Annotated in this window: 8 protein-coding genes; 3 read left to right on the forward strand and 5 right to left on the reverse strand. The window is 38.3% G+C overall.

What is annotated here, in order from left to right; translation table 11 throughout:
• Positions 1–164 precede the first annotated feature (164 nt).
• Positions 165–6623, reverse strand: coding sequence for a Cna B-type domain-containing protein (locus tag IEV09_RS11410; RefSeq protein WP_188368441.1), 6459 nt, complete (start codon positions 6621–6623; stop codon positions 165–167).
• A gap of 234 nt (positions 6624–6857) precedes the next feature.
• Between IEV09_RS11410 and IEV09_RS11415 the strand changes: the two genes are divergently transcribed.
• A complete protein-coding gene (locus IEV09_RS11415) occupies positions 6858–8333 on the forward strand; it encodes a helix-turn-helix domain-containing protein (RefSeq protein ID WP_188368442.1) in 1476 nt (491 codons plus the stop codon).
• A gap of 48 nt (positions 8334–8381) precedes the next feature.
• Here IEV09_RS11415 and IEV09_RS11420 read toward each other — a convergent pair whose 3' ends face one another.
• The 3 genes from IEV09_RS11420 to IEV09_RS11430 all read right to left on the reverse strand — a co-directional run bounded on the left by IEV09_RS11420 (position 8382) and on the right by IEV09_RS11430 (position 11606).
• Entirely contained in the window at positions 8382–8696 is a 315-nt protein-coding gene (locus IEV09_RS11420) for a hypothetical protein (protein WP_188368458.1), read from the reverse strand.
• Positions 8697–8704: 8 nt separating this feature from the next.
• The gene (locus IEV09_RS11425) at positions 8705–10231 is read right to left on the reverse strand and encodes an ABC-F family ATP-binding cassette domain-containing protein (protein WP_188368443.1); all 1527 of its coding nucleotides are present in this window, start codon (positions 10229–10231) and stop codon (positions 8705–8707) included.
• 268 nt (positions 10232–10499) lie between these two features.
• A complete protein-coding gene (locus tag IEV09_RS11430) occupies positions 10500–11606 on the reverse strand; it encodes a 5-methyltetrahydropteroyltriglutamate--homocysteine S-methyltransferase (protein WP_188368444.1) in 1107 nt (368 codons plus the stop codon).
• 208 nt (positions 11607–11814) lie between these two features.
• Here IEV09_RS11430 and IEV09_RS11435 point away from each other — a divergent pair, with 208 nt between their 5' ends.
• Both IEV09_RS11435 and IEV09_RS11440 read left to right on the forward strand, forming a co-directional pair.
• The gene (locus IEV09_RS11435) at positions 11815–12675 is read left to right on the forward strand and encodes an ROK family protein (protein ID WP_188368445.1); all 861 of its coding nucleotides are present in this window, start codon (positions 11815–11817) and stop codon (positions 12673–12675) included.
• A 136-nt stretch (positions 12676–12811) separates the two neighbouring features.
• Positions 12812–13123, forward strand: a complete 312-nt coding sequence (locus IEV09_RS11440) for a heavy metal-binding domain-containing protein (protein ID WP_188368446.1) — start codon at positions 12812–12814, stop codon at positions 13121–13123.
• A 63-nt stretch (positions 13124–13186) separates the two neighbouring features.
• On the opposite strand, the gene IEV09_RS11445 is transcribed toward IEV09_RS11440, so the two are convergent.
• Entirely contained in the window at positions 13187–14023 is an 837-nt protein-coding gene (locus IEV09_RS11445) for an MBL fold metallo-hydrolase (protein ID WP_229731715.1), read from the reverse strand.
• Between the last annotated feature and the right edge of the window lie 228 nt (positions 14024–14251).

Below are 14251 nucleotides of genomic sequence, written 5' to 3' on the forward strand. Positions count from 1 at the left end.
GTACGGCTTTTCTGATTTTTTCCATTGATGAAAATAGGTAAATAAATAATTGGTCATCCTCGCGTGTAGTTCGGTGATTTTTTTGAACATTTAATTCAAAAAAAAAAAACCATTAAACGACCCTGTATCTCTCAAGGTCATTTAATGGTTTTTGGGGCGAATGATTATTGTTTTTTACGGCGTTTATAAAAACCAATGGTCAAAGTCATTGCGACTAATAGGACACCCATAATTGAAAGCAATGGATTTACCTGTTCACCCGTTTGTGGTAATGATTTTTTCGGTGTGGTTGGTTGAACTGGCTGTGGTTTTTGACTTCCACCACCAGTATTTGGTAATTTTCCACCACTATTTTCCTCCTTGCCGCCACCTGTTCCTGGCAAGCGACTGAAGTATTGGTTCGTAATTGTTACGGTATTTCCTTCTTGTTCAATCGTCGCGCGATAATTTTCGACTTCGTTTTCAGTTACAGAGTACTCAAAGGCTTCTCCTTTGGCGTTTAACTTCGGCAAGTTATCAAAACTAAAGTGCCATTTACCTGTTGTATCTGGCTTGACTTCAAGTGTCTCGATTACTCGATCTCCTTGTAGTAGATTAACAGTAATTGATTCTGGACGTTGATTTCTTTGGTTGTTCCAATCTTCCCAAAGTTTTTCACCAATTAGATTGGTTGTCAGCAATTGGTTCGTGATGACACCAGTTGCTTGATTAATTGATGCTTCATATCCGGTAACGGTATCTTCTGAAAGAATATATTCAAAAGGTTGACCATCTGCGTCGAATTTCGGTAAATTAGTAAATTCAGACTGCCAATTGTTTTTAGCATTCACTTCGATAGCTGGTGCCGACTCGATTTCTTTGCCGTTTTGAAGTAAACGAACAGTAATCGAATCTGGACGTAGACCGTATTGATCGTTATTATCCGACCACTCTTTACTAATTGGCATATCCACGGTCGCTAATTGGTTGATAAGATTGAAACGAATCTCACCTTCAACTGCTTCCAACGTTTGAATAATGGTTGATTCATAACCTGGGACAGCCACTTCTTCTATTGTATAGTGATACTCTTTACCTTCTGAATCAAACTTCGGTAAATTGGTAAAACGGTGTTGCCAATTACCCGTTTCGTCTGGCTCGATGGTTGCTGGTTCAACGCTTTCTAGCGGTTCTCCATTTTGTAACAGGCTGACTTGAATACTTGCTGGACGAAGGTTGTATTGATTATCAAAATCATCCCAGACTTTATCAACTTGAACATCAGTCGTTACTAAATGGTTGATAAGATTGAAACGAATCTCACCTTCAATTGCTTCCAACGTTTGAATAATGGTTGATTCATAACCATTGACCGAAACTTCTGCCACAGTGTAGACATAAGGCTCACCGTTTTCATCATACTTCGCTAAATCGGTAAAGGCATAGTGCCATTCTTCGTTTTCACCAATGATTTGTTCATCAATTGGTTTCGTATTTTGCAATAGTTGAACGGTAATCGTTGTTGGGCGACTATCGAATTTGTTATTCCCATCTTTCCAAGTCTTCGTACCTGCGACTTCGACATTCCCACGGTAACTATTGGTAATCGTCGTACCGTCAATGCTTGGTGTATATCCTGGAACAGTTTCTTCCGTCACGCGATAATCATAAAGATTACCATCTTGATCGTACTTCACTAAATCGGTGAAGCTAAAGGCCCAGTCTTCTTCATTTGTAATTGTGGTTTCTTTGATTTTTTTATCGTTTTGTAAAAGGTTAATGGTTACGCTTGCTGGACGAACTTGATCTTGGTCATCAAAATCATCCCAGACTTTTTCACCATGTAATTCCGTCACATTACGTAACGTATTGGTCACCGTTTGTTCATCCGAAGTGACATCGTAGTCACCTAATTGTTCAATTGGTGTCCCTTGTTCATCAACTTCTTGTACGGTGTAGACATAAGCTTCACCCGTTATCATATTGACTTGTGGCAACTTATCGAAAGTATGCTCCCACATATTAAGGAATTTCGATCCGACTAATTCAACAATCTCACCATGAGCTTGACCATCTTGTAAAAGTTGTAGATAGATAGATTCTGGACGGGTTAAGTGTTTGTTCCCATAATCTTCCCAGATTTTCGTTGCTTTCCATTCGACCGTTTTTTCGATGAAATGGTTCGTTAATGTTAGACCATCACCGGTTTGCTCATAGTATTCTGGAATTAATAATGTTCCATCTATATCTGTTTCTTTCACATAATATTCGAGTATATCACCCGCATCATTATGAGTCGGTAAGTCGTCCCATGATACATTTTCCTCACCAGATAATAATTCTTGAGTCGAATCGGCAATTCGAGCGCTACCTGCTTTAGTTGCTTTCGTTCGACTGAATAACGTAAACCAAATCGTTGGTTTTTGTTGTGGTGAGTTATCGCTCCAAATCTTATTCGCCAAAATCGCACGAGTAATTTGCGTGTTGCGAATCACCAATTTACCCTCTTCAACCGAGACATTTGGATTTTCTGTTGCTTTCCAATTGCTATCGGTTAGAGTAATGAGCTTATTTTTATTTTGATCGTAGCCCAAAATAAAATGAATCGATGGAATTGTTTCATAGCCTGGTTTGGCTTGAGTTTCTTCTAAAATGTAACGACCGGAACGAATTTCTTTAACTGCAATGACGCCATCAGCATTCGTAATAAGTTCACCTGGCGCTGGTTTTTTAATTTCTGGATTGCTGCCTGTGATACGCGAAAGGTTGAATTTCACCCCTTCTAATGCCACATCTGGTCGATCAGCATCAACCTTCTTACCTTCAAGTGAAAGCTGCACGCCTGAACCACTACCACCATATGTCCATTTCTCAGCTGACGTACTTGTTGTGACCGTTTCCGTCCAACCAGCATTGACGAGACCTGAGATGGAGAATTCATTCTGGACCTCAAAGATTCCTACTGCGCCATCGCGTAGTCGTGTGCTATAAGACAATTGATAATTGTAACTAATGCCTGCTTCGACTTCTTCTGGTGTCTCTTTTCGTTCATTTAAAATGATGGTGAACGTTTTATTCCCGGCTTTATCTTCACCGAATTCAATCGAGTAATCGGTGCCTTTTTTAAGTTTGAGTTCCCCCAGTGACAAGATCACAGAGTCTTCAAGATACTCTTGGTATTCGTCCAATGTATCGACGATTTTCGCATCGCGAATCGGTAAACCAGCCGGATTGATCTTGACTGTCCAATCGATATTGTCTGTATCAGGATTTTGTTCACCTGATTTTTCAGCATTGTTGTTTGAACCATCGTCAAAGTAGTCTTTGTAAGCATGAGCTATTGCTTTTTCTGGATCTTTCGTTGGATCTGGTTGATTCGTTAGTGAGACTTCATTATAGTAACGATCGTATTTGCCTGCCTCATTTGGATTCATCGATGGATATGCCACAATCGCTGTATCATAGGTCACGATGTATTCATACGGACCATCTGGAAGGCTAATGGTAAAGGTCGAATCTTTCCAAGTGACGAGTTTCTTTACATCTAAATCCGTCTCTGGCTGATCTGAACGAACAATCTTCATTGATCCATCAACGTATGCTTGGTCGGCTAAAATCTCATCGATCAATTTAGCATCAAAGAGTGAAACGCGATTTTTCGCTTCTTTTCCTGGATTGGCATTAATTTGCCAAGATAAGATTTTAGGATCAGATTTTTTGTTTAATCCTGTTACTTTTTTCTCAACATTTAATGTTGGTTTTGCAATCGTTTTATCTGTTGACTCCGTACCACCACGGAATACTAAATCGATACTATTGACCGCATTTTGCATCTCATCAATCGGCGTATACGTTGTTGCATAGGTCATCGTATAAACGACGGGTTCGGTTTCTTTTGAAAATTTGACAACAAACTGATTCGTTTTCCCTTCTGCAAAAGCAATCGTATAGTCTGTTCCTGCCTTTAAATCAGTGCTGCCTACTTTAATACTTACACCTTCTAAGCCACCAACTAGTGTCGACGTCTCTGGTGTAAAGGTATCTGTCAGCACCAAATCATAAATCACATGTTTATTTGTATTGAATTTAACTTCCCATTTGTTTTGTTTCGTACCATCTTCCGCAACAATCGTTTCGCCTGTTTTATTGACTCCTGGCGTTCGTTTGGACACAGTACTTTCAGCTGTATCCTCTTTTCCTTGCCATTTTAGTGTCGCGGTATTGACGCTATTAGCATTGCTTGCATCTGGTGCATTGGTTGAATATTCGATCGTGTAGATTTCTGGTTCAGTGTTTTCTTTGAATGTCACTGTAAAACCATCAGGTGTTTTATCGTAAGTATATTTACCTGTTTCAACTACTCGATCACCAATTTTAATCACAACATCATCGATAACTTCTAAATCAGCTGGATTAAACGTATCGGTTAAAACAGGTTTATTTAAAATCAATTTATTGTTGTTAAAGGTAATCTTCCAGTCAATTTTTTGACGGTTCTCATCTTCAACCATGGAGTATTTACCTTCTTTTGTCACTCCTGGTTTGATTTCACCTGGTTTGACTTCTCCAGTTTCGACACCGTGTCCATCCCCCCAGTCAACATTGACTTTATTACTTAATCCCTCTTTTAGCCCTGACTCTGTCACTTCTGTACGATAAGTTAAAATATAAGGTTGAGCTGCAGCTGGTTCAATGGTTAGTGTAAAGTCTTGGTCCGTTCTTTTAAAGGTCATGTTTTCAGCTAAAACGGCATCATTTACTTTAATGGTTTCTTCCAATAATGTTAAATGCTTTGTATTATATGTATCAACTAAAGTCAATTTATCAAACGCATAGCCTTTTTCATTAAACACAATCGTCCAATCAATATAGGCTTTACCGCCTTCATATACCACTTTACTTGATTTATTTAAACTTGGTGTTGTAGTCACAACTTGCTCTGCACTGTCGGTTGATTTATCTGGATCATTGACTGTCACTTCATTCTTAATTGTTACACCGTTTAAATCACCTTTAAGTATAGAGCGATAGGTAATCTTGTAACCTTTTCCTTTTGCATTTGGAATCGAAAGAATTAAATGCCCTTGCTCGTTGAGGGTTGGCTCTATTGTAACGCTCTCGCCATAAACCGGATTCCCTTCTCGATCCAGACTGACTTCTTGTATATTAAGTCCTAAGTCCTTTAAATCAAAGTAACTACCTTCTGATAGTTTATCCGTCAAAATCAGTGGATCAACCCCAAAATCTTCATTCGCGTAATTATAATTAATTTCCCAATTAATGTATTTACCGTCGACACTTGGAGATGTCTTCTTGATCGTTGGATACTCTTTCCCCCAACTAACATCGAGTTCTTCGTTTACTTTGGTCTCGTCACCGTCTAAAATAATCACAGTATTATTTTTAATTTTATTCTCGGTTCCTGGCTGACCTTCTGTAATTAAAGTCGTATAAGAAACTTCATAGGTGTCATTAATATCCCCTATATCAACTGTAAAGCTTTGCCCATTAACTTGAATCGCATCTTTCGGCACATCTACTGTCTCGCGATCAAGAATTTCTCCAGTCACTTTGTTGCGTATGACCTTCGTTACGACAATGCTGCCTGCAACTAACGTATGCCCTTCGCCAATCGTATCTTGAATTTTGGCTGACTCGTAACGGTTGATGCCACTATTCACGGTCACTGTCCAATCCGCATGAGTTGGTCGTATTGTCGTTTCCCGCTTAACATCCTCTTCTAGAATATAAGTGAATCCTTTTTTATTGTCTTCACCTTCATATTTATCGTTATCACCAATAATTTCTGATTCAAAGATTTTATTATCGCCGTAACCAATTTCAACTTTTTGATAGCGTTCTTCTTCAAATACGGTTCGATCGATAGCTAAATTAATTTCTGCTGTGAATTCACGCTGATCTTTTGTTACAAAATTTTCCGAAAACACGATGTTCAATTTACCATCTACAGTTAGTTCAAACGTGATATTTTCATCCTCATTCTGCCACGTCTTTGTCTCAGAAACCTTGACTATATTCGGTAAAATAATTTCGTATACTTTGTCCGCTTCTAATTCAATGTCGTTTGGAACCTGTTTAAATTCATAGTGGAGTATTAAACCACCTAACAATTCTGGATCGACAGTAACTGATCCTTGATGATTAAATGGTTGCCACTTACCATCAATTTGGATTTGTGCTGTTACACCTGTTAGCAATTGAAGGATGTCCTCGACCGTTTCTTGATTCTGAACGGATGGCGATGACTTTTTCGTTGTATCCGTGCTTTCCCTGGCAGGTTCCTCATCTTCTTCCGTTGTTGCTTCGGTTGCTTCACCTGTTTCTTCCGTTGTCGCCTCACCTGATTCTGTCGATGGTTCAACGGTTGTACTTTCATTCGTTATTTCAGTTGAAACGATCGTTGACTGACTCGTTTCAAACGTATTTGTGCTGCTCTGAACAACATTTTCAATGTCGTTATTGCTTAGAGTTGCTGATTGTGTTTCGACTCGAATATCGCTACTCGATTCTGTGTCCTTCGTTAAATCCTCCGCAAAAACAGTTACCACAGGGGTTAAAGTTTGTGTGAATAAGACGATTAACATAAAGAACGTCGAAATCTTGCCTTTGATTTTATTGTTCACTTATACCCTTCCTCTCTTGTGTTTATTGAACTATATGCTGAAAAAACCAAGATTTCACCAGAATAAAATGAGTATGCTTGCACCATATCTCGCTGTTTCTGTTGATTTACTTGATTTTATTACATACAATAATTATAATGCATATACATCAATTAAAATGTTCTTCTTAACATTCATAACGAGTTTATTTATGAACATTTCAAAAACATAGGGATTAGAAGGGTGTCGTTTGTGATGTTTCAAACAAAAATTCATGAATCAAATATGTTTCTAGGTAAGGTTCGTAAAACGTCTTTAAAAATTCAATTGTTATTTTTCCTCAGTAATCGAGATGAATATACAACGTCGAGAGAGATCGCTGCAGAATTGGAAATGAAAAATCCTCAACAAGTGCAACTGTTGTGTCGTGAAATTGAAGAAGACATTCAAGCATGTTATAAAAATGGGGAGTTCGAACTAGTCGTTAGCCAAAAACAAGGTTTTCGATTGTATCAAAATAATGGTGATTTGCAGTTACTACTCAATCAATATCACTACTCTGAATTGTCTTACCATTTATTAACCGATTTATTTTATGAAAACCCAATTAAGGTCACTGATTTTTGTCAAAAATATTACATCAGCGAGGCAACTACCCGACGAAAAGTCCTACAAGTCAATAAAAATTTACAACCGTTTGGCATTCGAATCTCCATTGGCCGACAATTAAAACTCATCGGCCCAGAGGAAAAGATTCGTGCTTATTATTTTTTAGCCAATTATTTAACTTATCAAGGAATCACGAACTTACCGATTGAAGAAGATAAACAGCAAGCAATCATTCGTAAGGTCTCCTCCTTTTCAGATGTTTTAAATCAATCATATACTTATTTACAACTTGAAATGGTTGCTCTACTTTACGGGACACAAATCTATCGGATTAAAAAAAATTGGTTGATTGAAGATGATTCCTTCAGCGATTATGCTTTTATTCCAAAACCTGAACAGCTAAATGACTGGTCAGAAGCTGATTGGAATTTTTTCCTCTTTATGCTTTATTTATTTAATTTGTACACACCAAAGGAAGTTGACTATCAAGCAACTTTAGCTCCACAATATCAGGAAGAATTAGCCACTTGGGAACGCCTTTTCTTCTATTTTTTCCCAAGTGAGGAAAAAAAGTTACCAAACGAAACGAAATCAGACTTGATTCGTTTGTTTTATTTTCAAAAAATGTACCCTGAAGAAATTTATTTATTCCGTGTCTTTCCCTTAGTCTCCGTAAACGAGTTAAAGGAGCATTATCCGCTACATATGAAGCGGTTCGATCATTTTATAGAAGCTTTTATTCCCACCTGTCCGCACCTTAATACATATCATTTTATGATTAATTCTTTGCTGCTAACCTTATCTTTATCACCATTAGAGCAGCGTAAAAAACGGGTCTATCTTTACTTGGAATGCCCGTTATCTAATGCTCATCTAGCGCACATTCGTTCAAGTATTTTGAATCGTTTACAAATAAAATACCATCTTGTGTTTGTCGATGACCCTTCATCAGCTGATTTAATTATCTCGACCGTCAAGCAATTTGCAATGCCGACCCAAGAGTACCGGTTATCCGTACACCCGTTGCTTTTTGAAAATGATTACCTCTCGATTGAGCAAGCAATTATCAATCTTTTGGCAAATAAAAACCCAGTAAAGCCTCCTGTCGTATTCGATAACTAAAAAGGAACAAAAGTCATGTTTAACGATGACTTTTGTTCCTTTTTTTTGCTATTCTGAAGTATGCGGCCATTCGAAACCATCGAATGTTTCACCGTCATAATATTTTAATAAATCGGCGTAATCAAGCAAGGAGGACGTCATTTCTTCTTGTTCCACTTCTAGTGCTTGTTTGGCTAATTGTGTTTCCGCATAAGATTGGTATTGCTCTAATAATTGGCGATACAGTTGTTTTTTCGATGAGGCTTCCGCCGCAATAAAAGGCAATTCACGTAAATAACCGGCATACTCGGGTTGTCCCTCTTTAAATTCAATCGGTAATTCAACAACTTGTAGCTTTAATTGATCAAACTGTTGGCGCAAGATAACTCCTCCTATTCTCGAATATCAACGATGCGATCGACCCAATCTTCATAAAATTCTTGTTCATGAGATACGACAATCACGGTGCCTTCATAGTTTATTAGACTTTCTTGTAAGCTTTCTTTCGCTTGCTGATCGATATGGTTCGTTGGCTCATCTAAGATTAAGAAGTTTCCAGGAGTCATCGTCATTTGCGCGAGCTTCACTTTTGTTTGTTCGCCACCACTTAGATTTTTCATCGGTTCTTGCGCTAATTGGTTGACGAGTCCGGCTAATGACAAGTGACGACGTAACTCTTTGATACTTGCTTTCGGGAAAAGATCGCCTAAGTATTGCAACGGTGTTTCTAACGGGTATTCCCAAGCCAAATCTTGTGAGAAATAATTGATTTTCGTATTAGCAGGTAATTGAAATTCCCCATCTACGGCTGGAATTTCTCCAATTAGCGTTTTTAGTAACGTTGATTTTCCGACACCATTGAAGCCACGAATCGCGACTTTTTCACCGTAACGAATCGTTAATTGAATCGGACTTAACAACGGCTTGCCTTCGTAACCAATCACTAAATGATCGGTCGTCAAAGCGAGTGTTGAAACAATATTATGATACGGAAATTGGTAATGCGGTTTTAACGCTTCACTTGGTGGTGTTAAGCGCTCAACTTTATCGAGTTGTTTCTCACGACTTTTCGCCATTGTCGAGCGTGATCCCGCTTTGTATTTACGAATATAGGCTTCGGTTTTTTCAATCTGTTTCTTTTGGTTCTCGTATTGTTTTAAATAAGTTTCACGGTTGGCTTCTTTTTGTTTCAAGGCTTTTTTCAAGTTTCCTGTATATTTCGTCATTTTCCCAAATTCAATATCGGCAATATGGGTCGTAATTTCATTTAAGAAATCACGGTCATGCGAAACAACAAGGAACGTGCCTGAAAAATTTTGTAAGAAATTGGTCAACCATAAGACATGGGTATCATCTAAATGGTTGGTCGGCTCATCCAGAACTAAAATCTCTGGTTTTTCGAGTAATAATTTCGCTAAAATGACTTTCGACCGTTGCCCGCCACTAAGTTCTTTCAAGACGGTATCCAGACCCAAGACTTGAATCCCGAGTCCTGTCGCCATTTCGTGAATTAAGGTATCCATTTGATAAAATTCACCTTGGTCAAGTTCCGTCTGTAGACGTCCGGCATTTTCTAATAAACGATCATCCATCGTTTCACTGTATTCGGTGTAATAAGCGGTGATTCGCGCTTCTTTATCTAACTCTTTTTGAAAAGCAGTCTTTAAAAAATCGTAAATCGTCAGGGTTTCATCGACTTGAACGTATTGATCTAAATAGCCTAAATGACTATTACGTGGGATCTCCACTCGACCATTATCGGGTAATAATTCACCGGTAATAATTTTAATTAAGGTCGACTTCCCTGTTCCATTTTGACCAATCAAGCCGACATGTTCGCCACGATTGACTTGTAAATTTAAGTTTTCATATAAGATTTTATCTGCAAATTGATGGGTAATATCTGTTAAGTTTAACATGCTGTTTCCTTTCCTTTTTCAATATCGATGGCGTAAAAAGGGGCTGTGACAATGTTCACATCCCCTTTTTATCCACGAATATTTTTGATAAATAGGTAGCAAAAGTCTGCTCTTACGACAACTTCTCTAAATTTGATCAATCGAAAAACTCGATTATTCGAATTTATCTCTCGTTTCTCAGATTAAAATGACTTTTGTTACACCTACAATGCTCATCTTCAACTGTTGTAGTTTAGCATATTTTTTCAGAAAAGGCGATGAAAACTCCTTATTCCCCCCAGATTTCTTCAGCTGTTTCAACGACTAGTGCCATTTTTGCCCATTGATCGGTTTCCGAAACTTTATTGCCTTCATGTGTCGATGAAAACCCACATTGTGGACTTAAACAAAGTTGGTCAAGTGGCACAAATTGACTCGCTTCTTGAATTCGTTGTTTCAAATGCGCTTTTGTTTCTAATTCTGGGGTTTTAGTGGTCACTAAGCCTAGCACTAAACGTTGGTCTTGTAAATTTGCCATCGCTTCAAAACCACCGGACCGTTCATCATCAAATTCTAGGAAAAAACCATCAAATGGTAAACTTAATAGACGTTTGGCAATCGTATCATACGAGCCACTATACAACCAATGCGACTGAAAATTCCCCTTACATAAATGAAAAGTGATTGTCATATCAGAAGGTTTCACGTGAAACATTTCTTCTGTTACTCGAGCAAATAACTCAATTAAATCTTCTGGATCATAACCTTGTTCTTGCAATGTTTGGCGGAATCGCTCATCAAATAAGGCGCCCCAGCTCGTGTCATCGATTTGCAAGTAACGACAACCAACTTCATAAAAGGCCAAAATCGTTTCTTGGTAGATTGTCACTAGGTCTTTCGCTAATGCTTCAATCGTTTCATAAACTGGGTTTTCCTGGTACTTTTTCGATGAAATAGCCGATCCTAATAAAATCATATTCGGTCCAGGAATGGTTTGTTTGGCTAACGTCTCTCCTGCAACAGCTTTTGTGAAAGCAAAGTGTTTTAAAAACGGGTGTTCTTTTGAAAAACGTAACGGTCCACTGACATATGTCGCTTGCATCTCTGACTCGATGCCAAAGGCGTTCGTTGTAAAATCATAGACTGTAATTCCTTCAAATCCTGCGATGAAATCTAAATGCCACCAGCGACGACGAAATTCGCCATCAGTCACGACTTTTAATCCCACTGCCTTTTGTTTGGCGATTAATTCACGAATTGCTTGATCCTCAACCGCTGTTAGCGCCTCTTTTGTAATTGTTCCTAAGCGATAGGCCTCACGTGCGTCTTTTAATTCCGTCGGGCGTAAAAAACTGCCCACATGATCCGCACGAAAAGGTTGTTTTGTTGTTACCATCAATAACCACTCCTTTTTATATATAAAAATCCTTCAAGTTAACCAAACTGAAGAATGTTTACTCCTAACAATTGTGATTGACTATAGCAAATAAAGTCACGTAACGTCAATCCTTTTTGCAAAATTCACTCAAAAACAATTTCATTCTGGTGCGTTTCTTGCTATGATAAGGGAAGCGGTTTAATATTGAATAAACGAGGGATGAATCATGGCATTAGCAGTTTTTGATATTGGCGGATCTGCCGTTAAATATGGAAAATGGGAAAACAAACAACTTAGTGAAACTGGGCAATTCACGACGCCGGAAACACTAGAAGAGATGCAACAAGAAATGAAAAACGTCATTGCGACTTTTGGTAACGATATCACGGGTGTCGCGATTAGTTCACCAGGCGCAGTTAACGTAAAAGACCGTCGAATTGATGGGATTAGCGCGGTACCTTACTTACATGAACGTCCAATTTTTGACGAGCTAGAAGCGGCTCTTGGCTTTTCAATCACGATTGAAAACGACGCAAATTGCGCCGGCATTGCTGAGATGGGCTTAGGTGCAGGACAGGGAATGAATCATGTAGCCTTTGTCGTGATTGGTACCGGTGTTGGTGGTGCCATTTTTATTAATGGTCAATTATATAAAGGTGCTCATTTATTCGGTGGCGAATTTGGCTTAATGGTTAGCCGTAATGGACGCAACTTGAGCTCCAACGGTACAGCGGTTAACACAGCTGGTCGTTTTTCAAAAGAAATCGGCGAAGTGATTACTGGAAAAGAATTATTTGAACGTTACGATGCAGGTGATAAAGCAGCGATTGCAGCGTTTGACGGCATGTATGCGCATTTAACCGATGCACTTTATAACATTCAAGTCTCGATTGATCCAGAAATGATTATTATTGGTGGCGGTATCTCTGCTCGTCCAGACGTCACAGAAGAAATCCGTAAACGCCTTTACGATCAATTAGTTGAATTCGGCGTACCCGGGGCAATGCCAAAAGTTGCTGCTTGCGAGTTCTTAAACGATGCCAATTTGATTGGTGCAGCAATTAACTACGAAAACTTAATGAAGTAATACGTGAAAAAGACTGATTACTTACAATCAGTCTTTTTGTTCTCCCCGTATCAAATTACTTGCACTATACTCTTCTCAGGAGTAGTATAAGGATGTAATTTTAAATAGCAAAGAATAAGAAAGAGGCGATGACAGAATGCTTGTAACCACCACAGAAAAGATTCCAGGTAAAGAATATGAAATTATCGGTGAAGTTTTTGGGTTAACCACTCAGTCAAAAAATGTCTTCAAAAATATTGGTGCAAATTTAAAAAACATTGTCGGGGGAGAAATTAAAGCTTACACCGAAATGTTAGAAGAATCACGTGAGGCAGCAATCAATCGCTTAATTGAAAATGCGGACAAAATGGGCGCTGACGCGGTTGTTATGATGCGCTTTGATTCAGGTTCAATCGGACAAGACATGCAGTCAGTCGCAGCTTACGGGACCGCTGTACGTTTTATTTAAGTCAAACATAAGCAGTCGCCTTGAAATCAGTTCTTACTTGATTTCAAGGCGACTTTTTTGACTCTAAAATTCAACTTCCATCCCATCATAACTCGTTAAAATCCCATCAGCTTCACTTAAAGCTTGCATCGCTTCATGATTCAACCCACCATTATGTGAGAAGTGACTCGCTACATAAATCGTTTCATCATGAACCAATCCAAGTTGGCGCATTTTTTCAATTAAATGCACATTTTCTTTTAGTGACATATGAACTGGACCACTTTGCTCAAAACCTTGACCCGTACAATCAAGTGATACAAAATCAAATACGATACCTTGAGTCGCTAAATATTGTAAATCTTTTTCAAGTGGCATACCGGTATCATGCGTATAAAAGAGTGATTTACCTGTTTCACGATCAACAATTGCATAAATTAGACAATCTTCTTGAAAATTACCATGCTGTGCTGGGATTGGATAAACTTTATAACGACTAATTTCAATCGGATTGTAAGCCCGAATTGTATGATAAACTAAGCGGCTTTCATCAAAACGACCCTCTAGTTCAAACGCTCGATCATAGAACGTTTTGGTGAAAGGGCTACCATATACGTGTAGTACTTTATCTAAATCTTGGCCATACCCGCTAATTCTAAGTGCCAAATCTTCTGCATATAAATGATCCCCATGCCAATGCGTCAATAACAAATGTTCAATATCATTAAAATCAATGTCATGTTGCCATTGATGTAAAAAACTATCTCCCGGGAAATCGATTAACAATTCACCCTCATCAAGTACCGTTTGCAGTTGAGTACGCCATTCTTTTCCTTTATGTTCTCGAGCAAATTCACAAACCTCACATTTACAAAAGATTGCTGGTACACGTTCTGCTGCCGCTGTTCCTAAATATTTCACCTTCAAAATTCAATCACTCCTTCATTTTTTTATTCAATAATTATTATACTATGACTAGAGTTAAATAACAGCAGTTTTAAGAAAACCTTTTCAAAAGAATAGCTGGAATAATCTCAGGAACAAAAAGCCCTCTTCTTGCTATTCCAGAGTAGAAATCCTCTACTAATTCTGACGACCGTTCTTCGTCATTTTGAGTCTATTACTCTCATTTAAAGAACAATAAAAAAA

It is taken from the genome of Enterococcus alcedinis (assembly GCF_014635985.1).
GTDB lineage: Bacteria > Bacillota > Bacilli > Lactobacillales > Enterococcaceae > Enterococcus_I > Enterococcus_I alcedinis.

Excerpts from the sequence above, each read along its gene's own strand:
- IEV09_RS11415 (WP_188368442.1), top strand. The coding sequence starts at position 6,858 with ATGTTTCAAACAAAAATTCATGAATCAAATATGTTTCTAGGTAAGGTT.
- IEV09_RS11425 (WP_188368443.1), bottom strand. The coding sequence starts at position 10,231 with ATGTTAAACTTAACAGATATTACCCATCAATTTGCAGATAAAATCTTA.
- IEV09_RS11430 (WP_188368444.1), bottom strand. The coding sequence starts at position 11,606 with ATGGTAACAACAAAACAACCTTTTCGTGCGGATCATGTGGGCAGTTTT.
- IEV09_RS11435 (WP_188368445.1), top strand. The coding sequence starts at position 11,815 with ATGGCATTAGCAGTTTTTGATATTGGCGGATCTGCCGTTAAATATGGA.
- IEV09_RS11440 (WP_188368446.1), top strand. The coding sequence starts at position 12,812 with ATGCTTGTAACCACCACAGAAAAGATTCCAGGTAAAGAATATGAAATT.